Annotated in this window: 23 protein-coding genes; 10 read left to right on the top strand and 13 right to left on the bottom strand. The window is 71.8% G+C overall.

Annotated features, from left to right (window positions below; all coding sequences use genetic code 11):
* Position 1: 1 nt before the first annotated feature.
* Complete coding sequence (locus ABZS54_RS23175) at positions 2 to 832, bottom strand: hypothetical protein (RefSeq protein WP_355539159.1); 831 nt, start codon at positions 830 to 832, stop codon at positions 2 to 4.
* A gap of 95 nt (positions 833 to 927) precedes the next feature.
* Positions 928 to 1,614 (bottom strand): Crp/Fnr family transcriptional regulator, encoded by a 687-nt coding sequence (locus tag ABZS54_RS23170; protein ID WP_355539156.1) that lies wholly within the window; start codon positions 1,612 to 1,614, stop codon positions 928 to 930.
* Positions 1,615 to 1,778: 164 nt separating this feature from the next.
* Here ABZS54_RS23170 and ABZS54_RS23165 point away from each other — a divergent pair, with 164 nt between their 5' ends.
* Together ABZS54_RS23165 and ABZS54_RS23160 are read left to right on the top strand one after the other, a co-directional pair.
* Positions 1,779 to 2,147: a GntR family transcriptional regulator gene (locus ABZS54_RS23165; protein ID WP_355539153.1), complete on the top strand. Its 369-nt coding sequence runs from the start codon at positions 1,779 to 1,781 to the stop codon at positions 2,145 to 2,147.
* A gap of 428 nt (positions 2,148 to 2,575) precedes the next feature.
* Positions 2,576 to 3,847, top strand: a complete 1,272-nt coding sequence (locus tag ABZS54_RS23160; protein WP_355539150.1) for a DUF5925 domain-containing protein — start codon at positions 2,576 to 2,578, stop codon at positions 3,845 to 3,847.
* A gap of 160 nt (positions 3,848 to 4,007) precedes the next feature.
* Here the strand turns inward: ABZS54_RS23160 and ABZS54_RS23155 are convergent, their stop codons facing one another.
* Positions 4,008 to 4,799 (bottom strand): exodeoxyribonuclease III, encoded by a 792-nt coding sequence (locus ABZS54_RS23155; protein ID WP_355539147.1) that lies wholly within the window; start codon positions 4,797 to 4,799, stop codon positions 4,008 to 4,010.
* Between the two features lie 130 nt (positions 4,800 to 4,929).
* On the opposite strand from ABZS54_RS23155, the gene ABZS54_RS23150 reads away from it, so the two are divergent.
* Positions 4,930 to 5,280 (top strand): nucleotide pyrophosphohydrolase, encoded by a 351-nt coding sequence (locus ABZS54_RS23150; RefSeq protein WP_355539145.1) that lies wholly within the window; start codon positions 4,930 to 4,932, stop codon positions 5,278 to 5,280.
* A gap of 5 nt (positions 5,281 to 5,285) precedes the next feature.
* Here ABZS54_RS23150 and ABZS54_RS23145 read toward each other — a convergent pair whose 3' ends face one another.
* Positions 5,286 to 5,657, bottom strand: a complete 372-nt coding sequence (locus tag ABZS54_RS23145; RefSeq protein WP_355539142.1) for a hypothetical protein — start codon at positions 5,655 to 5,657, stop codon at positions 5,286 to 5,288.
* The gene (locus tag ABZS54_RS23140) at positions 5,650 to 6,486 is read right to left on the bottom strand and encodes an ATP-binding cassette domain-containing protein (RefSeq protein ID WP_355539139.1); all 837 of its coding nucleotides are present in this window, start codon (positions 6,484 to 6,486) and stop codon (positions 5,650 to 5,652) included. The genes ABZS54_RS23145 and ABZS54_RS23140 overlap by 8 nt, the downstream gene beginning before the upstream one ends.
* 1,162 nt (positions 6,487 to 7,648) lie before the next feature.
* On the opposite strand from ABZS54_RS23140, the gene ABZS54_RS23135 reads away from it, so the two are divergent.
* Positions 7,649 to 8,251, top strand: a complete 603-nt coding sequence (locus ABZS54_RS23135; protein WP_355539136.1) for a TetR/AcrR family transcriptional regulator — start codon at positions 7,649 to 7,651, stop codon at positions 8,249 to 8,251.
* 68 nt (positions 8,252 to 8,319) lie between these two features.
* A complete protein-coding gene (locus tag ABZS54_RS23130; RefSeq protein ID WP_355539133.1) occupies positions 8,320 to 9,456 on the top strand; it encodes a serine hydrolase domain-containing protein in 1,137 nt (378 codons plus the stop codon).
* A 77-nt stretch (positions 9,457 to 9,533) separates the two neighbouring features.
* Here ABZS54_RS23130 and ABZS54_RS23125 read toward each other — a convergent pair whose 3' ends face one another.
* Positions 9,534 to 10,283, bottom strand: a complete 750-nt coding sequence (locus ABZS54_RS23125; protein WP_355539130.1) for a hypothetical protein — start codon at positions 10,281 to 10,283, stop codon at positions 9,534 to 9,536.
* 276 nt (positions 10,284 to 10,559) lie between these two features.
* Here ABZS54_RS23125 and ABZS54_RS23120 point away from each other — a divergent pair, with 276 nt between their 5' ends.
* Both ABZS54_RS23120 and ABZS54_RS23115 read left to right on the top strand, forming a co-directional pair.
* A complete protein-coding gene (locus tag ABZS54_RS23120; protein ID WP_355539127.1) occupies positions 10,560 to 11,018 on the top strand; it encodes an amidohydrolase family protein in 459 nt (152 codons plus the stop codon).
* Positions 11,019 to 11,132: 114 nt separating this feature from the next.
* Positions 11,133 to 11,708, top strand: coding sequence for a Uma2 family endonuclease (locus ABZS54_RS23115; RefSeq protein WP_355539124.1), 576 nt, complete (start codon positions 11,133 to 11,135; stop codon positions 11,706 to 11,708).
* Between the two features lie 19 nt (positions 11,709 to 11,727).
* Here the strand turns inward: ABZS54_RS23115 and ABZS54_RS23110 are convergent, their stop codons facing one another.
* Complete coding sequence (locus tag ABZS54_RS23110; protein WP_355539121.1) at positions 11,728 to 12,900, bottom strand: type ISP restriction/modification enzyme; 1,173 nt, start codon at positions 12,898 to 12,900, stop codon at positions 11,728 to 11,730.
* A complete protein-coding gene (locus tag ABZS54_RS23105; RefSeq protein ID WP_355539118.1) occupies positions 12,882 to 14,345 on the bottom strand; it encodes a carboxylesterase family protein in 1,464 nt (487 codons plus the stop codon). The genes ABZS54_RS23110 and ABZS54_RS23105 overlap by 19 nt, the downstream gene beginning before the upstream one ends.
* 295 nt (positions 14,346 to 14,640) lie before the next feature.
* Between ABZS54_RS23105 and ABZS54_RS23100 the strand changes: the two genes are divergently transcribed.
* Both ABZS54_RS23100 and ABZS54_RS23095 read left to right on the top strand, forming a co-directional pair.
* Positions 14,641 to 15,915: a metallophosphoesterase gene (locus ABZS54_RS23100; protein ID WP_355539115.1), complete on the top strand. Its 1,275-nt coding sequence runs from the start codon at positions 14,641 to 14,643 to the stop codon at positions 15,913 to 15,915.
* 59 nt (positions 15,916 to 15,974) lie between these two features.
* A complete protein-coding gene (locus ABZS54_RS23095) occupies positions 15,975 to 16,208 on the top strand; it encodes a helix-turn-helix domain-containing protein (RefSeq protein ID WP_355539112.1) in 234 nt (77 codons plus the stop codon).
* Between the two features lie 49 nt (positions 16,209 to 16,257).
* Here ABZS54_RS23095 and ABZS54_RS23090 read toward each other — a convergent pair whose 3' ends face one another.
* Positions 16,258 to 17,025: an SDR family NAD(P)-dependent oxidoreductase gene (locus ABZS54_RS23090; RefSeq protein WP_355539109.1), complete on the bottom strand. Its 768-nt coding sequence runs from the start codon at positions 17,023 to 17,025 to the stop codon at positions 16,258 to 16,260.
* Positions 17,026 to 17,395: 370 nt separating this feature from the next.
* Between ABZS54_RS23090 and ABZS54_RS23085 the strand changes: the two genes are divergently transcribed.
* On the top strand, positions 17,396 to 17,602 hold the full coding sequence (locus tag ABZS54_RS23085) for an amidohydrolase family protein (RefSeq protein ID WP_355539106.1): 207 nt from the start codon (positions 17,396 to 17,398) through the stop codon (positions 17,600 to 17,602).
* A 25-nt stretch (positions 17,603 to 17,627) separates the two neighbouring features.
* On the opposite strand, the gene ppgK is transcribed toward ABZS54_RS23085, so the two are convergent.
* The 4 genes from ppgK to ABZS54_RS23065 form a co-directional block, all read right to left on the bottom strand.
* Positions 17,628 to 18,365, bottom strand: coding sequence for a polyphosphate--glucose phosphotransferase (gene ppgK, locus ABZS54_RS23080; RefSeq protein WP_355539207.1), 738 nt, complete (start codon positions 18,363 to 18,365; stop codon positions 17,628 to 17,630).
* Positions 18,366 to 18,470: 105 nt separating this feature from the next.
* Complete coding sequence (locus tag ABZS54_RS23075) at positions 18,471 to 21,125, bottom strand: right-handed parallel beta-helix repeat-containing protein (protein ID WP_355539103.1); 2,655 nt, start codon at positions 21,123 to 21,125, stop codon at positions 18,471 to 18,473.
* A gap of 199 nt (positions 21,126 to 21,324) precedes the next feature.
* Positions 21,325 to 22,323, bottom strand: a complete 999-nt coding sequence (locus ABZS54_RS23070) for an LCP family protein (protein ID WP_355539100.1) — start codon at positions 22,321 to 22,323, stop codon at positions 21,325 to 21,327.
* Positions 22,324 to 23,048: 725 nt separating this feature from the next.
* Complete coding sequence (locus ABZS54_RS23065) at positions 23,049 to 23,702, bottom strand: ACT domain-containing protein (RefSeq protein ID WP_355539097.1); 654 nt, start codon at positions 23,700 to 23,702, stop codon at positions 23,049 to 23,051.
* Between the last annotated feature and the right edge of the window lie 317 nt (positions 23,703 to 24,019).

The raw sequence follows: 24,019 nt of genomic DNA, 5'->3' as shown, positions 1-24,019 counted from the left end.
CTCAGGCGCCCCGGACCGGACCACCGAAGCGCGGCTCGTCGTCCGGGTCCCGGTAGTGGGCCCGGCCGTCGGTGCCGAAGTTCATGTCCCCGTGGTTGGTGCCGCCGACGAGGTTGTTTCCGTGCAGGTTGCCACCGATGTGGAACTGCTGCCCGCCCGCCGCGGGTTCCGGGCGCGCCGAGGTCGGCGCACGTCGTGCGGGGTCGCCCGCCGGGCCCGGTCGGTCGGGCTCGGCCGGCGGCGCCGGGTCCAGGGTCGGCGGCAGATCATTCGCGGGCGCGTGCACCCACGCGAGTTGCCGGGTGTCCTTGACGTGCGACTCGACCCGGCGGAACCACGCCGGGTCGACCGCCTCCGTATACCCGCCCAACACGGCGGTGCGGTACACGGTGTCCGAGACGATCGCGGCCACATGGCCCTTGGTGGCCCGCAGCGCGGCGCGCACGAACGCGTCGTCGAGAAGCCGACACAGCTCGTTCTTGGCCGCCCCCGAACCGTCGGACACGTGGATCGGGCCCACGTGCACGGCGGCTCGCATCCGCAGCGGCGGGCCCTCGTGCAGGCGTGCCCGGGTACGCAGTCGACGGTCCAACCAGTAGACGGCGTCGACCAGTTGGTGCGTACGGTCGTCGGTCATCGTCAGGATCAGCCCGTCGCCCGTATCGTCGACGTGGGCCACCTGCTTGTCCCAGTCCAGACCGGCCTGCGCGAACGCCTCCGGGACCACCGCGCCGATGGCCTCGCGAACCTTGGGCAGCAGCACATCCCGGTTGTGTGTGAACTTCTCGGCGTCCACGGCGAACAACGCCCGGATCGACGGCATATCGGACACGGATTCCCCCTTCGGTGAGCGTGTGACCACGCTGGGTTCGACGGGTCCACCGTGCCGCAGCCCCGGGTGCGGCGCCGCGTACTTTTACCCTCCACTCAGGATTCGCCGGCCCGACCCGCCGCGAGCCGGGCCAACAATTCGGCATCTTCGATGACGAATCGGCGTGCTGGGTCGACGGAGACCGCGCCCATCTCGCGCAGCCGGGCGAAGGCCTTGACCGCCGACTCGCGGCCGGCCGCGACCGAAGCCCCGAGTTCGGGCATGGTGACCCGGATCGCCACCCGACGGCGACCGTCGCCGACCTCCTCGCCGCACTGCTCACAGAGCGTGAGCAGGCGCTCGGCCATCCGCTCCAGCACATTCCTGGCCCGGTAGTTCAGTCGCTGTGCGTCGGCCTGACGCAGCCGACGGGTCATCACCATCAGCAGGCTGATCGCCACCCTGGGCTGCCGGTCGAGGAAGAGCAGAAACTGATCCGTGGTCAACGACCACGCCGACACGTCGCCGATCGCAATCACCGTGGCCGAGTGCGGACCCCGATCCAGCGCGGCGATCTCGCCGAACACCTCGCCGGGTTGGCGATAGGCGAGCACCACCTCCCGACCGTCCTCCGCGGTGCTGACCACCTTGACCCGGCCGGCCGCCAAGAACAGCGCCTCGGTGGCCGGTTCGCCCTCTCGCATCAGCCGGTCGCCGTCCGTGTACCGCCGGACCCGGCCGATCCGCCGCCACTCGGCCGCCTCCGCCGCGCCCAGCCGTTCCTGGTATGTCTGCGCCGCCACGCCAAGCCCCCGTTCGCCGCCGTCCTCCCACCCTGTCGGAGCGGGTCCGGCCCGTCCGGCGATTCCCGGATCCGAGGCCGTAACGCGGCGGGCACTCCCCCCTCGGCCCGGACGACCCTCCGGAAACCGGAGCCGCGGGCACCCCCGGCATTAGGCTCGCGGGCATGGTGATCACCATCGACCCGGCCTCCGCCGTCGCGCCGTTCGAGCAGATCCGGGCCCAGCTGGCCGATCAGGCCCGGGCCGGCGCGCTGCCCGCCGGCACCCGACTGCCCACCGTGCGCGGTCTGGCCGGCGAGCTCGGCCTCGCGCCCAACACCGTCGCCCGCGCCTACCGCGAGCTGGAGGCGGACGGCGTGATCGAGACCCGGGGCCGATCCGGGAGCTTCGTCGCCGCCGTCGGCGACACGGCACAGCGGGCCGCGAGCGAGGCAGCCCTCGAATACGCGCACCGCGCACATCGCCTCGGGCTGACCCGCGACGAGGCGATCACCACCGTGCTCGCCGCCTTCGACGCGGTCTACGACGGCTAGGCGAGCGGGAAGACGGGCGGCCGGCCCACCCGGCCCCGCCCCACGCAAGCAGGCCCCGCGCGCTGGTTCACGCAGGGCCCGCTCGACGTTCGGCACGACCCGGGTAGCTCTTGGTGCCCGTCCTCGTGTTGATCGGCCCGGGGCACGCGCCGGGTGCGGATTCGCGCACCCGGATCGCGTTCGCCCCGCGCGTTGTTGCGGGACGGCCGGCGTCCCCCGAGGACGCCGGCCGGGCATGAGGTGGGGCAACCCGTGCGCGCCCATCCCGGGTCGATACGGCGAAGCCAAGGTCCCCACCGGTCGGAACCGGTCATCACGCGATCCCCCGTTCACCGAACGAGGGCGGCCCCGCGATGCGGGAGCCGCCCTGAGGGTCCTCGAACCCGGTCGTACCGGAGCGCCCGCCCGGGAGCACCAGCCCCGGTGCGGTGACCTGGAACGGTCACCGCATGTCACCGGCCGGCACCGGTCCGGCCGGGAAACCGCTACCCGAAAACCCCTGTACGGACGGCCCGGGGCACCGGATCATCGAAATCATGTCGATGCCTCGCCAGACGCCCCACCCACCGGATGGGGCGCCGAGTTCAGCCGGTGACGACCCCTCAACGCTGCTGCCCTTCGTGTTCGGGCTCGATGACGCGGACACCCCGTACGACGCCGTGGACGGACTCGCCCTCGCCGCTTTCCTGACCGGCGCCCAGCCATGGGCCAGGACCACCCGCCTGGATCGGGTCAAGCCCGGCGCCCGACTCGTGCCCCGCGGTGCCAAGGTGGTGCGGGCCGTCGAGGAGGACGACCGCTCCTCCCAATTGGCCGTCGGCGACGGCTGGACCCTGCGCTCGGTCCGCTGGCGCAGCGGCGGTGGCGAGGTGACCGTGACCGCCGTCGACGAGAAGGTCGGCCGCGCGGTGCTCAAGAAGGCGGTCAAGGGCGCGGCGGCCGATCCGCCGCCCAAGGACGAGGCCGTCGCGATGGGTTTTTGGTACTTCTCCGCCCGGCGCGGCCCGTACCGCACCACCCGGGCGATCACCGCAGCGCCGTGGGAGGACATCCGCCGCAACTACACCGCGCCGACCACCAACGCGTTCGACCGGCTGATGAAGGTCACCCCGGACGACGTGTCCGGGCGGCTGATCCTGCTGCACGGCCCGCCCGGCACCGGCAAGACCACGGCGCTGCGCGCGCTGGCCCGCTCGTGGCAGGACTGGTGCCGGATGGACTGCGTCCTCGACCCGGAGGCGCTGTTCGGCGACACCGGCTATCTGATGGACGTCGCGATCGGACGCGGCGACGAGGACGAGGAGTCGCACGACAAGTCCAAGAAGCAGCGGTGGCGGCTGCTGGTCCTGGAGGACTGCGACGAACTGATCCGGGGCGAGGCCAAGCGCTCGGCCGGGCAGGCGTTGTCCCGGTTGCTGAACCTGACCGACGGGCTGCTCGGGCAGGGCCGCAACGTGATGGTCGCGATCACCACCAACGAGAACCTCGGCCGGCTGCATCCGGCCGTGGTTCGACCGGGGCGGTGCCTGGCCCAGATCGACGTCGGCCCGCTGGACTTCACCGAGGCACGCGAGTGGCTCGGGACCGCCGAGGGCATCGGCACCCACGCCACCCTCGCCGAGCTGTACGCACTGCGCAACGGCGCGGCACCGGTGGAGGTCGAACGATCGCCGCACGGCGGCGAGGGGTTGTATCTGTAGCGCGCCCGGTCTCGGCGCATCCGGCCCTCGGCGCCCCGATGTCGAAGGCACGCGCTCGCGGCGCCCGATCCCAAGGCGCTCGGTCTCGGAGGCGAAGCGCGCCCGCCCCCTCTCGGAGTCGACGAGCCGTCGGCTCCGAGAGCGGGGTGTGGCCCGGGCGCTACGCGTCCAGGTCCACCACGACCGGGGCGTGGTCGCTGGTGCCCTTGCCCTTGCGGGCCTCGCGGTCGACGTACGCGTCGGTGACCGCCGCCGCGAACGGCGCGTTGCCGTAGACCAGGTCGATCCGCATGCCCTTGTTCTTCGGGAAGCCCAGTTCGCGGTAGTCCCAGTAGGTGAACGGGACGTCGTACTTGAGCGCCCGGGGCATCACCTCGCGCAGCCCCACGGTCTCCAGGGCGGCGACCGCGTCCCGCTCGGCCTGTGTCACGTGCGTGGAGTTCTCGCCGAACCGCGAGATATCCCAGACGTCGCGGTCGGTGGGCGCGACGTTGAAGTCGCCGAGCACCGCGAACGGTCGCGGACCCGCGGCGTCCGCGGCGACCGCGGCGCGCAGCGCGGCCAGCCACTCCAACTTGTAGGCGTAGTGCGGGTTGTCCACCTCGCGGCCGTTGGGCACGTAAACCGACCACACGCGCACGCCGCCGCAGGTCGCCGAGATCGCCCGGGCCTCGTGCGGGCTGTCGACCTCCGGGAAGCCCGGACCCGCCTCCAGGCCGAGGGTGACGTCCGCCAGGCCGACCTTGGACAGCACCGCGACGCCGTTCCAGCGCCCGCCGGCGTTGACGGCCGACTCGTAGCCGATCTCCTGAAGCTCCTTGGTCGGGTATGCCTCGGGCGTGGACTTGAGCTCCTGCAGGCACACCACGTCGGGCGCGGCCCGCTCCAGCCACTCAAGCAGCTTGGGCAGCCGGGCCCCGATCGAGTTGATGTTCCAGGTGGCGACCCTCATGCGAACCTTCCAGAGCGGACGACGGCGTTCGGGCCCGCCGGATCGACCGGACGCGCCCTGGGTCATTCTCCCCCGTCGGGGTGACACGGCCGGTGCGCCGAGGGCGCGTCGGATGCGGTAGGCATGGGGCATGGACACCACTCCCCCGGCCCGTTCCGACCTCGCCGACCTGACCGCCGCGCTTGTCGCGTTCTCCGCCGAGCGGCGCTGGCAGCCCTACCACACGCCGAAGAACCTCGTGATGGCGCTGAGCGTGGAGGCGGCGGAACTGGTGGAGATCTTCCAGTGGCTGACCCCGGAGCAAGCCGCCGACGTGATGTCGGACCCCGAGCGCGGCGAGCACGTCCGGGAGGAGATCGCGGACGTGCTGGCCTACCTGCTCGGGCTCGCGGACCGGCTCGGCATCGACCCGGCGCAGGCGCTGCGGGACAAGATGGTCAAGAACGCGGTCAAGTACCCGCCGGGTGCGCCGGGGCTGTAGGCGGTCTACGACCGGCGCAGCCGGATCCAGCGCCGCGCGCGGGTGATCCCGTGCGCGGCACGCGGCTCGCGCCCGCCCGGCTTCGCGCCGACCGCGGCCACGAGCCGGGTCTGGGTGCGCGGGGCGTCGGGTTCGTACGGCAGGGCGCCGAGGTCGCCGGGCAGGCCGTCGACCGCGGACCGGGGGCCTTCGAGCGGGTCCGGTGTGCCGGCTCGCCGCTCCGGGAACGCACCGATTCCGGCGGTCTCGGGCACATCGTCGGTCCGGGCGCCCTCCAGCGGGTCCGGTGTGCCCGTTCGCTGCTCCGGGATCCTGCCGATCCCGGCGATTTCGGTAACATCGTCGATGTCGACGTGTGGCATTTCGGTCTCAGGCATCGCGTACTCCCCCGGAACATGCGTCCACGGCGCGGCGGTCCCGTCGCACCTCGGCCGGCGTGCCCTCCGCGACCACGCGGCCGGATTCCAACACGGTGACCCGATCGCACAACGCGTCGACGAAGTCGATCTTGTGATCCACCACCAACAGCCCCACGCCGTCCGCCGCGACACCGCGCAGGAGCAGCAGCAAGGCTTCCGTCTCGCGCGCGTTCAACCCGGCGCTCGGCTCGTCCAGGATCAGCACCCGAGGCACCGCCACCATCCCGCGCGCGATGTCCAGCAGCCGCCGTTCGCCATAGGTCAGTACGTCCGCGCCGCGCTCGGGACGGCCCCGCGCGCCGGCCCGATCCGGCGCGACCCGGGCACCGAATTGCCGCTCCTGCTCGACCCGCGCCATCAGCGGACGGGACAGCCAGGCCGCCAGCAGACCTCGATGCCGGATGTCCGAGCCGGCGAGCACGACGTTGTCCGCGCCGGAGAGCGCGCGAACCGGCTGCGGCGTCTGGAACATTCGGACCAGGCCGGCCCGGCGCGAGCGTTCGGGGCTGCCCAGGCGGACCGGCAGCCCGGCCACGAACAGGTCGCCGGTGGCCGGCACGACCCCGGTGATCGCGTTCAGCAGGGTGGTCTTGCCGCTGCCGTGCCGTCCGATCACGCCGACCACCTCGCCGCGATCGACGCGCACCGACACCTCGTCCACGGCGCGTACGCCGGCGAAGTCCACCCGGATGTCCCGAGCCCGCAGCACGGGTTGGCGGACCTGATCGGACGCGGTGGCCGGGATCGGTTCGGGTCCGGAAGCGTACAGCCGCACCGGGTCAGGCATGGTCGCCCTCCTTCGAATGACCCGACTCGCGCGCGTGCGCGACGGCCGTTCGCGCACGCGCGGCCGGGCCGCTCGAACCCACGGGTACCGCTTCCCCGAGCGGACCCGCGTGCGCCGCGGCGATCGCCGCCGCGGCGAGCTTTGCACCAGGCCGCCGACCGCGCGGCCGTCCGGGCCCCGGGCCGGGGCGCGCATGCGGGCGCACCCCGGCCTCGGACCCTTCCCCCGGGCGGCGCGCGGGGCCGGATGCCGTACCTGACACGGCATCACCCCCCGCCCGCACGCCACCCGTATCGGGGGCCGAACCGGAAGCCGGATCGATGGTCGAACAGGGCTCCCCCGCCCCGTCCGACCGCGACCCGGATGTATCCGGGGCGGCCCCCGCGCCCCGGTCGTACGCCGACTCCCCTCCTGACCCGGCGTCACCTCCCGGCCACGACACGTTTTCTGTACCGGTTTGGTTCATCTCGTCCCGCCCGATCCGGTCACCGGGGTTGGGAACGACCCTTTCGGGCGCACCACGAACACGGGAATCAGGACCGGGCGCGACAGCGCACCCGAGTTGTCACGCAACCGGCGTCCGGTCCGCGGGAGTTCCCCCGGACCGACGGCCGGGCAGCCGATCACCGGGCGGGTGACGGCGGCAGGCGGCGCGACGAAGGTGGCCATGATTCAGGACACGCCGGGTGCGAATGCCGGGAGTTCGGCCGATGCGCTGCCACGAGCACCGGCCGACGGCGCGGTACGGACGGACAGGGTCGAGCCGCCCGCACAGGGATTGCCCCCGACGGGTCGCCGACGTGTTCGTTCCGCTCTCGTGGTGCATGTCGTACGCACGGCATGCGCCGTGCGTGTCGTCGAACGAGCCATGGGAGCCAACGCCTCTCGCGTCGTCTCCCCGCCCGGCCATCCCCCACGGAGTCCCGGATGCGGCTCAAGCTAGACCGCAACACCCTTTGCTGGCAAGGGCCTTGACAGCGATTCGGAAACTGGCGTAGAAGGTTCAGCACAATCTAACAAATGTTAGATAGGCAGTCAGGTTCTTCCCTAGGTTCTCCCTGAAGGCAATCCCCCACAGATCAACGGCAACCGCTCCACCTGCGGTTAGGCTGCACAGCACCAACGCAGCCTCATCCACCCGCCGGACCGAGAACGGGCGCTCATGGCACGCAGGAAGACGGAACCCGAAGCACTTCCGCGCCGGGAGGTGATCCTGTCCGAGGCCGCAACGTTGTTCGCCCGCAAGGGCGTTGTCGCGTCGACCGTCCGTGAGATAGCCGACGCGTCGGGAATCCTCGCGGGCAGCATCTATCACTGGTTCGGTTCCAAAGAGGACTTGGTCGACGAGATCCTGTCCGCCGCGATGCGCGACCTGTCCATCTGGTACGACGAGGCGTTCGCAGATGCGCAAACGTCGAGCGACCGGCTGCGCGGCCTCGTGCACGCCGCGTTCCGCACCATCGAGCACCACCCCGACGCGGCCACGATGTACGTCCGGGACTACGCGTACCTGGCCACGCTGCCGCGCTTCGCGCATCTGGCGATGGACGGTATGCGCGTCCGCGACCTGTGGCTGAACACCCTCCAGGAGGGGATCGAGTCCGGGGAGTTCCGTGCCGACCTGGACCCGGAGCTGGTCTACCGCTATCTCGCCTATCCGTTGTGGCTGACCGCCGGATGGAAGTCCGGCGTCGACCGCACCCTGCCCGAACTGGAAGCCCAATTCACGGCGCTCGTACTGGAAGGCGTCACCCCCCGGAACTGACGAGGCGACGGCCGCCGACCGCATCGGCGCCGGTGGCGTACTTCGAGCGCTCGCGAAAGGACCACGCCATGCACGTCGACGGTTTCGTCGCGCCCGGATTCGCGCCCGTACAGGCCGCTTTCGAGGAGAACTTCGCCCTCCACGGCGAGGTGGGCGCCGCGCTCGCGGTCCACCTGCACGGAGCACCCGTGGTGGACCTGTGGGGCGGACTGGCCGAACCGGACGCGGGCCGCAGCTGGGAGCCGGACACCGTACAGGTGGTCTGGTCGGTCACCAAGGGCCTGGTCGCGACCTGCCTGGCGGTCCTGATCGACCGGGGGTTGCTCGACCCCGCGCTGCCGGTGTGCCGCTATTGGCCCGAGTTCGCGGCGGCCGGCAAGCGCGACGTGACGGTGTCCCAACTGCTCTCGCACCAGGCCGGGTTGCCGTTCCTGGACGAGCCGATCACGCTCGCCCAGGTGGCCATGCCGGATGCGCTGGCGGATGCGTTGGCCGCTCAGCGGCCCGCGTGGGAGCCCGGTGCGGCGCACGGCTATCACGCGGTGACCTGGGGGTTCTACGCGAGCGAGCTGATCCGGCGGGTGGACGGTCGCACGGTGGGCGCGTTCCTGGCCGAGGAGGTGGCCGGCCCGCTGGGCGTGGATGCGTACATCGGCCTGCCCGCGACGGTGGTGCCCCGACTCGCGCACCTGACCACGCTCGTGCCGATGGACCCGGCGCTGCTCGACCTCGACTCCGATCTCGGTCGGGCGATGCTCGCACTGCCCGAACTCGCCGCTCCCGGCGCGGATCACGACCCGGACGTACTCGCGTGGGAGGTGCCCTCCGGGCTCGGCGTCACCAACGCTCGGGCGCTGGCCCGCGTGTACGCGATGCTCGCCGGCGGCGGCACGCTCGACGGCGTGCAACTGCTCTCGCCCGCGACCGTCACGGAGGTGACCCGCACGGCGGTCGAGGGCCCGGACCGCATCCTCGGCGAACACACCGCCTTCAGCCTCGGTTTCATGAAGCCGGAAACCGCCTTCTTCGCCGTCTCCACCGACTCCGCCGCCTTCGGCCACCCGGGCAGCGGCGGCCCACTGGCCTTCGCCGACCCGGCATCGGGTTTGGCCTTCGCATATGTAACGAACGGCCAGTCCCCATTGCACACGGACGTACGGGCACTCTGCCTGATCAACGCGGTCCGGGAGTGTCTGGGGCGGTAGGGGAGCGGACGGCGGCGCGCGCGGGAGTTGCTCCGTGGGTGTGCGTGGACCGGAGCTGCTCGGCGGTCGCGTCGGGGTCAGTCGCGGTGCGGGCGACCGCGGCGGCGGCGGGCGGCGCCGAGCATCAGGGCGCCGACGAACAGTAGCGCGCCGGCCGCCAGGCTCAGCGGCACTAGTGGGGCCGAGCCGGTGTTCGCGACATGGTCGGTGATGGCTTTGCGGGCGATCAGCGCGGGCCCGTCGTGGACCGCCCGCTTGGCGGCGGCGGCACCGCGGTCCTTGGCCGCGTCGTCGCGCGAGCCGGAAGGCTGGGGTCTACGCGGGGGCTTGCCGGGGGCTGTCGGGGCGCGTCCGTCCGACCGGTGGCGGTGCGGTCCGACGCCGGCCCGATCGATCTCGGGTCGGGCCACGACGCCGGGCGAGACCCTCGGCGCAGCGCCGGGCTTGTCGCCGCGGCCGGCATCCGGCAGGCCCCGGCAGGCCATCCCCATCGGAGCGGCGCCGAGGGCGCGGGTGCGATCACGCAAGAGCGAGGTGCCGGGCAGCGCCGCCCCGTCCGGGTCCGTCGCGCGGGTCGCTTGGGGACAAAGCTCCGAGGGGATCGCGGCCGTCCCGGGCAGCCGCCTGTCGGGCCGGAGCGGTCCACTCGACGGCAGCGACGACGAGGGCGGCAACGGGGGCGGGATCGGCCGGCGGAGCACCCGGTCAGAGCTGCGGCCGACCGCCGGCGCAGGTCCGGTGAGCGGCGCCGCGGCCCCGGCCGGGACGGCAACCGCGCCGAACGCGAGCGCCAGCGACGCTGCCAGGCGGGTTCCGTGTCTGCTCACCCGACCACGCTAGGTCGCCGGCATCGTCCCCGACGGTCGCCGCGCACACCGTTCCCTCGTTCGGCCCAACAACCGTCACCCACACGGGAGGACACGAGAGGGCCCGGGCTGCCCGTGGCGCAAAGCCACCGATCACCCGTTCGGGAAACTCGCTGCGGGAGCGATCGTTCGGCGGCAATCATCCTTGCAGGGACCGAACTTCGGGCGCGCGGCGCGCACCCCACCGGGCCCGGGTCGATCGTCGTCCCCGAGGGAACGTGTGCACAGGGAGCCACCGTGGCGAAGGTGTTGGCGGGCCGGTATCGGCTCGTCGAGGTGTTGGGCCGGGGCGCGATGGGCGTGGTGGACTTCCTCGCGTCGCTGATCCTCGATCGCCTCTTCGAGCGCTTCCCGAACGTGCGGGTGGTCTCGGTGGAGAACGGCTCCGAGTTCCTCGGCGACCTGTTCCGCAAGCTGCGCTCGGTCGGCCGCAAGATCCCCGGCCTGTTCCCCGAGGACCCGGTGGAGACCTTCAAGCGGCACGTCTGGATCAACCCGTTCTGGGAGGACGACCTGATCGAGGTGGTCGACCTGATGGGCCCCAGCCGCGTCGTCTTCGGCTCCGACTGGCCCCACATCGAGGGCCTCCCCAACCCGAGGGACTACGAAAGCGAACTCGAGCCCTTCGACGAGCGAACCAAAGCCATGATCATGGGCGAGAACGCGAAGGAACTGAACACCCCCAGGCCCAGCTGAGCCCGGCACGCCCGTACGACGGGACGCCCTCCCGGATTGCCACATATCGGGAACATGATCCACGTGCATCAGTATGGTGGGCAGTGTTCGTAGTCGTCCGCAGGAGGCATCGACATGGGCAACGCCCCCCGATCCACCGACTCCGGTATCGCGGCCCTCTTCGAGTCGATAGAGGCCCCGGAAACCGTCCGGGTGGAGCTGATCGGAGGCCGCATCGTGATGTCACCCACCCCGGTCAGCGGCCACGGCGGGCTGCTGCGTCGACTGTTCTCAAGGTTTTTGGAACCGAATCTTCCCGAAGGCACGGACGTTCCGATGTCCCCCGTCACCATCATGCTCCCGGGCGTCGGTGGCGACGGATACGTCCCCGACATGGTCGTCTTCGACGAAGACGCGAACTGGGACTTCGACGACTGGAAGCTCCCCGCCGACGTCGTCCACCTCGTCGTCGAGGTGGTCTCCGCCGGCCGCGAGAGTCAACACGACGACCGTGAGGTCAAGCCGCTCGGGTACGCCTCCGGTCCGATCCCGCTCTACCTGTTGATCGACCCGCTCCGCCAAGAGGTCACCCTCTTCGCGTCCCCCTCGGACGGCAAATACCAGGAGCGGCACACCGTGCCCTTCGGTGGCCGCATTCCCGTGCCCGATCCCTTCGACGCCGTACTCGACACGTCGATCTTCTTTCGCTGAAGCCGAACGGGCCCGGGGGTCAGACCAGGACGGCCTGGCCGCCCGGGCCCTCCTCGGTGATATCGAGAACCGTCGGTGGGCGGCGGGTCGCGGGGGCGGGCGGGAGCAGGGGGGTGGGGTCGAGGGCGGGGGCCGCGGCGGCCCGGGTGCGGAGTTCGGATTGCTCCTCGGCCAGGTCGGCAAGCAGGCCCAACACGTGGAGCAGGTCGATCAGTTCGCTGGTCAGATCGGTCGACCAGGTGCGCTCGCGGATCCGCTCCAGGCCCTCGCCCGGGGGCTCGGTGCGGGCCGCGATCCACGGTTCGAGGATGCCCAGATCCCACACCTCGCGCGGGACGGGGCCGATCCGGCCGATGCCCAGCAGCAGCGAACGGCTCTCCTCGTCGTAGGTCGCGCCGGCCGGCCGGGCCGGGACCGGTTCGCGGACGAACGGGCGGCGTCCGCCCGGCAGTCGGGGTTTGCCGTCGCCGGGGCGGCCGAACCGCGCGCCGAACGTGTACAGGCCGATCAGTCGGCGGCCGAGCTCGACACCCGCCGCCCACAACCGCGGGTCGGCGGTCAGCGGCACTCGCGCCGGGTCCACCGTCACCGCCACGATCCAGGCGAACAGGTCCTCGGCCACGACCGGGACGCCGAGGCCGGCCGCGAGCAGTTCGACCAGCCCCGGTGCCAGGTTGGGCTCTCGGCCCGCCGGGTCCCGGTACAGCGGCGCGACCCGCCCGCCGCGACCGCCGTGGTGGGCCGCATCCGGCAGCAGCGCACTGCACAACAGCGGCCAGGGGTCCCCGGCTTGACGCTCCGTCAGGTAGACCTGCCGGTCCCCGCGCACCCGCCACAGCTCGGGCCGGGCGAAGTCGACCACTCGGTGGTCCGCGATCAGCCACTGCCGATCGAACGGCCGCCGGGCGACCCGCACCAGCCGAGGCGTCGCACCGACCTCACGCGCCAGCGGCCCGGTCGGCGCGTCACACCCGGGCAGCGGCGCGGGCCGGGACGTCTGGGTCCGCGAACGAGTCGGCTGCAACAAGGCGTTCCGGTCCTCGGCGGCAGCCAACCGGGCCCAGCGCCGACGCAGCGTCTCCCGTTCGGGCGCGTACACCCACGCCCGTCCCGTGCCGATCCCGGCCGTCCCCCACGGCATCAGATCCGCGAGCGCGGTCACCCCGACCGGGCTCACATCGCGTGGTCCCACACCCGCCGCTCCTCCCGGTCCGGATCCCCGACCACCGTCGCCGGCACGTCGAGCAGCATCGTGTGCCGCTCGGTCGGGTCGTACAAGGGCCACGCCGGCAGCCCGTCGGCCACCGGCGGGCCGCCCTTGACGAACGCGGTCCAGGCCTGCTGGATCCGGCCGGACAACTCCCGTGCGGCGGGCGGCACACCGCCGGTCAACCAGCGCCCGAGCGGCGTGTCCAGCGTGCCGAACACGAACGGGATGTCGATCGCGTGCGGCGACCCGAGTCGTTGCGGATGCGCCTTGGGCGCCCAGCGGAAGCGGTACATGTACGCCGTGCCGCCGGCCGCGAGCTGCGCCTCGGCGAGCCGGACGGTCGGTATCCCGTAGGACTCGGCGGTGAGCAGTCGGATCCGCCGCGAGCGCCCGTTCAGCTCCGGGTACAGCTCCGCGTACGTGCGCACCAACTCGGTGAGCGCGTCCGGGCGGCGCAGGTTGGCCAGGTCGGCGGGTCCGGGCTCGCGTGCCCCCGTACCGTCCGTGACCACGAACATCTCCTCCTCGTCCTGGTTCGACCCGAGCAGGATCGGCACGTCGCCCCGGATGGCCTGCAGCGGGGCCACCGGCAGCGGCCCGGCGGGATCCACCACCGGTCGGAACACGAACCGGGCCGTGCCGCGCCCGATCGCCTCGGCCTGCGCGTCGAGCAACTCGGCCACGGGAACGTCGATCAGCTCGGCCGCCCGGTCCGGGGTGATCTCGAGCGCGGCCAGCACGTCACCGGTGGCCTGCTCGGCCTCCGGCACGCTACGCAGCGTCTGGGCCCCGCCGCTCTGCACGATCGCCCGGTGGAAGAGCCCGCGCGCGGCGGGCAGCGCGAGCAGGTTGGCGGTGAGCTTCGCGCCGGCCGAGACCCCGCCGAGGGTGACCCGGCCGGGATCCCCGCCGAACGCGCCGATGTGCTCGCGCACCCAGCGCAGCCCCTGGACCACGTCCAGGAGCGCGTTGGTCGAGGAGGCGGCGTACTCGTCACCCAGCAGGTGCCGCAGGTGCAACAGGCCCAGTACGCCGAGCCGGTAGGCGAGCGTGACCACCAGCACGCCGCGCCGGGCGAATCCGCTGCCGTCGTACACGCCCTCGAACGACGCGCCGCTGGTGTACCCGCCGCCGTGCACCCACACGAGCACCGGATGCGGGCCGGGCTCGGCGGGCGCGTGGATGTTCAGGTACAGGCAGTCCTCGTCGACGGCCACCGGCGCGGCCCCGTACTGGCCCATCGGCTGCGGCGCCGCGCGGGCGAACTCGCGGGCGTCCCGATCCCCGTCCCAGGCCGCCGGCGGCCCGGCCGCGCGAAACCGGGCCGGTCCCAGCGGCGGCGCGGCGAAGGGCACCCCTCGAAAGATCCGGACCCCGTCCGACTGCTCGCCGATCAGGCCACCCAGCGACGTTCGTACACGCACCATGGCACCGAGCATAGGACCCGCCGTCGGAGCAGATCGGCGACCCGGGGCGGTCGGTGCCGTGCATCGGCATGCCGGGGAAGCGACATGTCATCGCTTCGCTTCGTTCGCTTCACGAGTGGGCCGATTCGCGGCGTGATCAGGCCGTCATCGGGTGTCGCTACCGCGTCGGGATACGGCGGAATGGCGCCGTATCGCGCTCACGGGAGCAGGCCCGGATACTCCGCGAGCCGGATGCCGATGCCGGCGCGGGCGTGACACGCTTCCCGGGAACATCCATTCACCCGGGAGTCCTGCCTTGACCGTTGTCCTGGTGATCGTCGCGGCCGTGGCCGTGCTCGCGCTGCTGGTCGGCGTGCACCTCTACGTGTGGCGGCGACTCGTGCGCGACACCACCCGGTCGGGGCTCGTGCGGCGGATCGGCGCGGGCGTGGTGGTCGCGCTCGGACTGTCGATGGCGGGTGCGTTGGCCCTGCCCAAGGCGTTCGGCCCGCGCGGCACGGAGTGGATCGCGTGGCCGGGCTTCGTCTGGATGGCCCTGCTGTTGTACGTGGTGCTCGCGCTCGGGGTACTGGAAGTGCCTCGGGTGCTCGCGCTGCGGGCGCTGCGGCGGCGTGGGGCGGTCGAACCTGCGTCGGCCGACCTGCCGGTCGCGGTGCCGGTCGGCGCAGACGGCTCGGAAGCGAACCGCGGGGAGCCCGCCCCCGAGCCGCCGGCCGCCGCCTCGGGCACGCCCTTGGGTCCGGATCGCCGCCTGGTGCTGAGCCGGTCGGTCGCGCTGTTGGCCGCGGGCACCTCGCTGGGCACCGTCGGCTACGGGATGACCCAGGCCCTGGGCGCGCCACGCACCGTGCGGGTGCGGATACCGGTGGCGCGGCTGGACCCGCGGCTGGCCGGCTTCCGGATCGCGGTGGTCGGTGACATCCACCTGGGTCCGCTGCTCGGGCGTGCGCACACCACACGGGTGGTGGAGACGATCAATCGGACCAACCCGGACCTGGTCGCCATCGTCGGCGACCTGGCCGACGGCACGGCCGGGCAACTGGGCGGCGACGCGGAGCCGTTGCGGCGGCTGACCAGCCGGTACGGCAGCTTCTTCGTCACCGGCAACCACGACTACATGTCCGGCGCGGCGGATTGGGTCGCCGAACTCGCCGAGCTGAACGTCCATACGCTGGCCAACGACCGGTTGGAGATCGCCCGCGGCGGCGCCGCCTTCGACCTGGCCGGGGTCAACGACGTCACCGGCAAGTCCCACCATGACGGCCCCAACTTCGCCAAGGCACTGGGCAATCGTGACCCGTCCCGCCCGGTGGTGCTGCTTGCCCACCAGCCGGTCCAGGTGGACGACGCCGCCAAGTACGACGTCGACGTACAGCTGTCCGGCCACACCCACGGCGGCCAGATGTTCCCGGTCCAACTCCTGGTCAAGCTCGACCAGCCGGCCGTCGCCGGCCTGCACAGGGTCGACGACACGATGCTCTACATCACGAGAGGCGCCGGCTTCTGGGGCCCACCGGTCCGCGTCGGCGCACCCCCGGAGGTCACGGTCGTGGAACTGAACCCGCACTAGAGCCTATAGGCTATATAGCTCACAGGTGGTATCCAGTAGGCGTCAATCCGGGAGGCCCCGTGGTCTTCGACCCGACTCGAACCTACCGCCTTGCGGAACTCCGGCATCGCGCGGCTCTGACTCAGGTCGAGGTCGCGGCGGCGATCGGTGTCTCGCAAAATGCGGTCTCCAAGCTGGAGAACGGCGCCATCGAACGCAGTGCGCTGATAACTCTCAAAAACTACATCGAGGCGCTGGGTGGTCATCTCGAAGTGGTCGCGCGGTTTGACGGCGAAACTCTGCGGCTGAGCTGAACTCCCGTGGTGCGACCCGACTCGCGCCGGGCCGCACCACACGGTTGGGTCAGACCGTCTCCGTCATACCTCCGTCCACCATCAAGTGGGTGCCCGTCACGAAGGATGCCTCGTCGCTGAGGAGGAAGCGGACCGCGCCGGCGATTTCCTCCGGGCGGCCCAACCGGCGCAGCGGCGAGCTGCTCTCCATGCGCTCGCGGGTGCCGGGGCGGGCGAAGGAGCGGGCCAGCACCGGGGTCTCGATGTAGCCGGGGCAGACCACGTTGCTGCGGATGTGGTACTCGGCGAGCTTGGCGGCGATCGAGCGGTTCAGGCCGAGCATGCCCGACTTGGACGCACAGTAGGACGGGTTGAGTGCATTGCCGACGATCGCGTTGAGCGAGGCGATGCCCACGATCGCGGAGCCGGCATGTTCGCGCAGGTGCGGGGTGAGCGCCTGGACCAGCAACGCGAAGGAGCGCAGGTTGACGTCCAGGACGCGGTCCCAGTTCTCGGCGGTGACCTCGGTGATCGGGGCCGAGTCGACGATGCCCGCCGCGTGCACGAAACCGCCGATCGTGCCCATCGCCTCGGCCGAGGCGTGGATCGCGGCCGGATACGCCTCGGTGTCGGTGACGTCCAGAGTCAGGCCGAGCGCCGGCACCCCGTGCTCGGCCTCGATCTCCTTGGCCGTCTCCTCGACCGGGCTCGCCGCGATGTCCCACAGCGCGACGGGTCGGCCGGTCGCCGCCAGCGCCCGAGCGGCGGCCCGCCCGATGCCCGAGGCGCCGCCGGTGATCACGACGCCGGTGTCGGGTGATGTCTTGTGCGTACCCACTTCGAACTCCTCCGTGGACGGACGGACCGAACATCTGACGTACCGTCAGAACAAAACCAGTGGTAGCACGCCGACCGAGATGTTGTGCTGACCGGCATGGCAAAACGACTGATGGACCTGCTTGTGGTGATCGACGTCGAGGCGACCTGCTGGGACGGCCCGCCCCCCGAGGGGCAGCGCAACGGCGGCGTACTGCGTGCTTCGCGCCGAGATCGACCGGATCCCCGATCGGTGGCATCACCGCCCCGTAGACCGCACTCGCCGCACCCGCCCAGCACGCCGGAGAACCCGCTGCACAACATCACCGTCGCGACCACCAGGCGCTCGCGCCGGGGGCAGGGCGCTCGACCCCCCCGAGGGGTGGCTGACGGTGGCTCAGGCAATCCGCGCGCAGACCCCGGACGCGGCCTACCAGCTCTGCGCCGATGACATCGCCGGCTCGATCTCCCCGGGCAAGTACGCCGACCTGGTGGTGCCGTCCGCCGATCCGTACCCGGTCGCGCCGAGCGAGATCACCGACCTCGACGTGCTCGCCACCTTCCTGGCCGGCGAGCAGACCCACGGCGATCCGCGCTGAGCCCGGCGTCGCGTACACCTCGGCGTCAGTGGCTGGTCACCAGCATCGCCGCCCCCACGATGCCCGCGTCGTTGTGCAGCTTCGCGGGCACCAGGTCGGCGCGGACCTTGATGTACGGCAGGAACTTTTCCGGCTTCTTGCTGATCCCGCCGCCGATGACGATCAGCGACGGAGAGAAGAGCATCTCCACGTGCCGCAGGTAGTCCTGTACCCGCCCGGCCCACTTCTCCCAGGACAGGTCGTGTGTCTCCCGGGCCACCGCCGAGGCCCGGTGCTCGGCCTCGTGGCCGTCCAGCTCCAGGTGGCCCAGCTCGGTGTTGGGCACCAGCCTGCCGTCCACGAACAGCGCGCTGCCGATGCCGGTGCCGAAGGTCAGCATCAGCACCGTGCCGCCGTGCCCCGCGCCCGCGCCGAAACGCATCTCGGCCACCCCGGCCGCGTCCGCGTCGTTGACCATCGTGACCGGCCGGCCCAGCGTCGCGGTGAACAGTGCGTCGGCGTCCAGGTCGATCCACGACTTGTCCACGTTCGCCGCGGTGCGCACGATGCCGTCCCGAACCACGCCCGGGAAGGTGATGCCGACCGGGCCGTCGGTATCGGCGAACTGCTCCAGCATCTCGCGGATCACGCCGATCACCGCCTGCGGCTCGGACGGCTCGGGCGTGAGCAGCCGCACCCGCTCGAGGGTCAGCCGTCCGGCGTCGGTGTCCACCGGCGCGCCCTTGATCCCGGTCCCGCCGATGTCGATGCCCATGACCGGCACGTGAGGCTCCTTCGCCATCGCAAACCATCCACAACCTTGCGCACCATCCACAACGCGGCGCGGGCGACCGCCCCACCGGCCGTTACCCCGCCGGCGCGGGCCGATTCACCGCAACTCGGGGAGATCCTCCGGATGCAGCGTGCGCAACTCCTCCATGCCCGCACCCGGCAACTGCGCCAACCGGGTCGCGTGCCGCTCGATCATCGCCTCGAACGTACGCCGCGCCTCGCGCGCGTTGCCGAACGCGGCCCCGCGCGGAAGCCGGCGGAAGTAGCCGAGCAGCGCGTCGCACGCGTCGTCGGTGAGCACGTACTCGTGCTCGCTCACCTGCTTGCGGGTGATCTCGACCAAGTCGTCGGCCGAGTAGTCCTGGAAGGTGATGGTGCGTGAGAACCGGGACCCGAAACCGGGGTTGGCGCCCAGGAAGCGTTCCATCTCGTCGGTGTAGCCGGCCACGATCACCACGACGTCGTCGCGGTGGTCCTCCATCATCTTCACCAACGTGTCGATCGCCTCCCGGCCGAAGTCGCGCGAGGGATCCGGCGGAGCCAGGCTGTACGCCTCGTCGATGAACAACACCCCGCCGCGGGCCCGGTCGAAGACCTCCTTGGTGCGCGGCGCGGTCGAGCCGATGTGTTCGCCGACCAGATCGACCCGGGAGACCTCGACCAGGTGTCCCATCCGCAACACGCCGAGTGCCTGGGCGATTTCGCCGTACAGCCGAGCGACCGTGGTCTTGCCGGTGCCCGGGGAGCCGGTGAAGACGAGGTGCCGGCGCAGTGTGGGCGCCTTGAGTCCGGCCTCCTCGCGCCGCCGGCCGACCGAGATCAGGTCGATCAGGTTGCGCACCTCGGCCTTGACGCCGGCCAGTCCGACCAAGCCGTCCAACTCGGCGAGCAGTTCGTCCACGGTGCGCCCGGACGTCTCGGCGACGGGTCCGTCGGCGGCCGCGCCGTCGCGCGCGCCGGGGATCGGCAGCGTGGCGGTGAGCCTGGCCACGCCCTGCGGCTGCGCGCCGGCCGCCGCAGCCGGGCCGGCCGTACCCAAAATCCCGCCGCCGCCCGGTGTCTCGGCGCCGCTCGTCCCGTCCCCCTGCGACGTGCACTCGACCGCCACCGGGCCCGGGCCCGCGAATTCGAAGCCGCCCTTGGCGTTGTCGCGCGTGGTGCAGCGGGTGAACACCGGGTGGCAGCCCTCGCGCACGTTGACGCCGTAGCCGCGCCCGCCGAGCACCTCGCAGTCCTCGAAGTCGCCGCGCCCGCCGCCGGAGATGCGGATGCCCTCGCCGGTTGCCCGGTCCACCCGGACCCGGCGCACGGTGGGACCGGCCGCGCCGGTGACCGAAACGCCGTCGGTGGTGTCCTCGATCGTGCAGTCGGCGATGATCCCGCCGCAGTCCGACTCCATGAACCACACGCCGGTGGTGGCCTTGCGGACCTTGCAGGACTTGACCGAGACCACCGCGCCCGCGCCGATGCCGATGCCGGTCTCGTCCACGTCGTGGATCTCGCAATCGTGCATGGACAGGCCGGTGCCGGAGCCGGCCACCTTGACCCCGTCCAGCACGTCGTGGATGCGACATTCGCCCAGCGCCGCGTCCGCGCCGTCGGCCACCCACACGGCCGGCTTGCCGCCGGTGGAGTCGTGGAACTCGCAGTCGATCGCCGACGCCCGGGCCCCGTGGTCGGCGAGCGAGAGGCCGTTGCGGCCGAAGCTGCGGATCGTGCAACCGCTGAGCGTGACCTCGGAGTGGCCGTGCACGTCGACACCGTTGCGACCCATGTCGCGCAGCCGACAGCCGACCAGAGTCAGGTTGGCGCCGCGATCGACGGAGACGCCGTTGCCCTCGGCGTCGCGGATCGTGCAGTCGTCGAGGGAGAACGTGGCCAGATCGTCGGCCTGGACGCCGGTGCCCTTGACCGAGGTGATCTCGGTGCGCGAGAGCGATCCGGCGCTGCCCTGGCCGCCGACCGAGATACCCGCCCAGCCGACCCGCTCGATCCGCGAGTCGGCGACGATCGGCGCGGCTCCGCCCGCGACGCAGATGCCACCGCCGCCCACGTCATGGATGTGCAGGCCGGTCAGGTGCGGCGATGCCTGATCGCCGACGAACACCGCGGGCTCCGCGTCGGAGCCGTCGTGGATCTCGCAGCCCTGCACGCTGCCGGTGGTCCCCGGGCCGGTGAACCGCAGCCCGTGCCCGGACGCGTCGCGGACCCGGCCGCGGCGCAGGATCGGCGCGCTGCCCTCGCGCACGTCGAAGCCCTCGCGCCCGGTGTCGCCGATCTCGCAGTCCTCGAAGGTGCCGCGCGAGCGGCCGGTCACCCCGATGCCCACGCCCTGCGGGTTGCTCACCCGGCAGCGGCGCACCATCGGGTCGGCTCCCGCGCGCAGTTCGACGCCGACCACCGAGGCGGCCCGGACCACACACTCCTCCAGTATCGGCGCGCAGCCCTCGATCACGATGGCCGGCGACAACACGCCGGCGCCACCCTCGACGACCAGGCCGTGTATCGCCGCGTCCGACGTGATCGTCAGCGCGACGCCGTCGGCTGCGGTCAGCACCACCGTCCCCGGCCCGTCCGAGCCGACCACCGTCACCGGGACGGCGATCGACACGTCCTCGCGGTACGTCCCGGGCGCGACCAGGATCGAGTCGCCCGCCGCCGCGGCACCCACCGCGGCGCCGATCGAGGCGTACTCACCCGTGCGCCGTCGCCAACGAGTGCCCTGCACCACCTGAAGAACCCGACCCGTCATGGCGCCCCTGCCACCAGCCCCTCGGTCCGCACCCAGCACCCTCGCGAGTCCACCGTAAAGCGTCGCGGGCGGCCCCATTACCGGGTCTGCCCCGAGAGCCCGGGACGCTGCGTCGTCGGTGGACCCCTGCACCGTACAGTTCAACGACCCGAGGTCACGGGCGGGTGACGGTTAACGTCCCGCACTGCCCTGATTCGTGCTACCGGCTGACGGCCGTCGGGACGACCGTCACGGTCGCCGCGGGGGTGGGCGCCGGCACCCCGTCGCGGAGCCGGGTGAACAGCCGGGCCGCGTCGGGCTGTTTGAGCGCGACCCGGTTCGGGTCCGGCGCGTAGTCGGTCAGCGGCGTGGTGGTGAATTCGATCCGGTCCAGCGGGATGCCGCGCAGGCCGTTGGCGAAGTCGTACAGACTAACCAGCGAGTTGATCCCGGAGTCGGTGGTGATCGCCTTGGTCGCGGCGTCCATCACGTTGTACGCCTTGGCCGGGTTGGTCAGCAGGTTCTCGTCCTGGACCTTCTTGATCAGGGCCTTGAGAAACTCCTGCTGACGGGCGATGCGCTGGATGTCGCTGCCGTCGCCCATGCTCTTGCGCACGCGCACGAACCCGAGGGCCTGTTCGCCATCGAGGTTGACGTCACCGGCGGGCAGTTGCAGGTGCGCGGCCTTGTCGTTGATCGGCTGGTCGATGTACATCGGCACGCCGCCGAGCGCGTCCACGACCTTCTTGAAGCCGGTGAAGTCGATGGTGATCTGGTGGTCGATGCGCGCGCCGGTGAGCCGTTCCACGGTGGCCGCCACACACGGCACGCCGCCGACCTCCATCGCGCTGTTGAACTGGCCGAAGTAGGCGCGCTGGGTTCCGCCCGCCGTGGTCCGACAGGCGGGCACGTTGACCATCAGGTCACGCGGGAAGCTGACGGCAATCGCGGTCTGTCGCCCCTCGGGCACATGCAGCAGGATCGTGGTGTCCGAGCGCTGGGTGCCGCCGTCGTCACGGCCGTACGCAGAGTTGTCGCCGGCGCGCGAGTCGGACCCCACGAGCAGCACGTTCATCCCGCCGGTGGGCGGCGGCCGGTCGGTCAACCGGTCGGCGAAGTCCTGGGTCCGGATGTTGCCGTTGAGGTGGTCGTACAACCACCACCCGAAGCCCCCTGCGGCAAGCAGCACGGTGACGAGCCCGCCGGCGGTCCACGCCACGATGCGACGACGACGGCGCCGCCGATCACGGACGCGCCGTTCTATGCGGCTGGGCCCCTCCGGCCCCGGCTCCCCACCCGACGCCCCCGAACCGGCCTCGGCCGCCGGGGACGTCTCATCCTTGTCCTGCACGTCTTCGTCGCCTTCGTCGGGCCCCCGCGCTCGATGTGCGCTCGGCTCGATGGCCCGAAGTACGCGCACAATTGCACAATCATAGTTGTTCCGATCGTTACACGCCGAATAGCAGCAAATGGTTCCCATCTCGCACTGCCCAAAACCACAGGAGTAGTACACATGGGGGCACCGGAAGTGGGACTCCCCCAATCCGCCCGGCCCCAAGCCGCGCGCATTCGGTGTTCGTCGGTTGCTCGTCCGCAGGCGCGCCCCCGCTCCGCGTCGGGATGCACGTCCGCTCCGCGGCCGGACCCAATCCACTCGACCTGCCTCGCGCGCAACTCCGGACATCGACTACGGAGTGGACGGGCCGACCGAGCGCATTGGCGGACGACAGGCTGTGGCCGCGTAGCGGACGGGTGCCCGACCAGCCACTGGCTTTGCGTAGCATCGGTCGAGTGGGATCAGGCTTCGGCCGCGGACAGGCATCCCGAGCGCGGAGTGCTCCACGTGACCCCGGCCGCGGAGCGGACGTGCGTCACGAACAGGGACCGGGCCGCCCACGGTGGCCGCGCAAACGAGCCGGCCCGGTCCCGCCCGGCCCGAGCGCCTTACACCGTGCCGCCTGCGGCCTTTGCTGCGCCGCGTTCGCCGAGGACGCCCAGGGCGACGTCGACGATGCGGCCCAGGCGTTCGAGTTCGGTGCGGTGGAAGGCCGGGCCCTCGTGGCGGACCACATACAGGGTCAACCACGAGGCGCCGATCGGGGCCGCCGCTCCGTGGCCGCTCGCGTCGCCCTCGTAGGCGAAGGCCAGCGGACGCATCGGGGTCAGCGCGGGGAGCGCGGGCGTCTCCGGGGCCCGCCAGCTCTGGTGCACCAGCTGCCGTCCGCGTCCGCCGCGTGTGGCGACCGCCCAGTCCGCGTGAAAGAGCGTGGGCGCCGCGTCGATCAGCGTGGCCACTGCTCGGCCGGGATCGCGCGCCACCTGCCCCAGCACGTCCAGCTCCGGCGCGGATCCGGGCACCTCGCCGGCCGCCCAGCAGCCCTCGACGCGGACCCCCACCGAGCGTTCCATCGCGGCGACCAGCGCGGCGATGTCGCGCTCACCGCCCCAGGAGAGCGTGAACTCGTCGACGGCACGGCCGCCGAGCTGTTCGAGCACGGTCATCTGCATCACGTCGGCGCCCGCCGCGCCCAGCAGTTGCGTGACCCGCGCGAGCGATCCGGGCCGATCGGGCAGCGACACCCTCAGTCGGTACAGCACGCGACACCTCCTCCATTACCTGTCCTGCATCCTGACCTTTCCCCGTTTCGAACACGTTGCGTACATATGACGGCCCCAAGTGATCACCATTGGCGTGATATTCCCGACCGGCACCGCGGCGGCGGACACGCGGGGGCGGCGCCGCGGCAGCCCGCGACGCGCGCAGCCGAACGCCGAGTCGGGCGCACCGGCCGCGACAATCGACCGAACACACGTGTGGGGGGGCCGGGGGTGGTTAGGGGGGGGGCGCCCCCACAGGTGAAGAATATTATAATTCCAACCCTCCACATACAACACCAAATGGTGGTTTGTTTGGG

Source organism: Embleya sp. NPDC005575 (assembly GCF_040605455.1).
Taxonomy (GTDB): domain Bacteria; phylum Actinomycetota; class Actinomycetes; order Streptomycetales; family Streptomycetaceae; genus Embleya.
The sequence above is the reverse complement of the archived record's forward strand: the minus strand, read 5'-3'. Positions and strand labels throughout refer to the sequence as shown.